Below are 317 nucleotides of genomic sequence, written 5' to 3' on the forward strand. Positions count from 1 at the left end.
ATTAAAGACATGAACAATGAAATGCTAATAATTCCACAGCAAATTGCTTGAAGACCTACTTGCTTGACGGTGCTTTTAAACCCTCCACCGATAAGATGGTTTAAAAGGGGAGCGATAAACGTATGCATGGTTTAACGACGCAATAATTGAGCCAGAATAAACCCAACCCCTGCTGCAAATAGAACGCTTTTGCCAGGGTTTTTACGAACGCATTGATTCATGCTTTGTTCAAGGTCTCCTATTTTGTCTTTTGCTTGAGACAGAACGTCTTCACTGTTTTCTTTCGCTGAGTGATACAGTTTTTCGGCTTTATTTTT

Annotated in this window: 1 pseudogene; it reads right to left on the reverse strand. The window is 39.4% G+C overall.

Annotation, left to right across the window (positions count from 1 at the left end):
* Positions 1-131 precede the first annotated feature (131 nt).
* A pseudogene (locus ACFIK8_RS12230) lies at positions 132-317 on the reverse strand (YqjD family protein); the annotation flags it as partial.

The sequence above is a fragment of the Bartonella sp. MR168JLCBS genome (assembly GCF_042194175.1).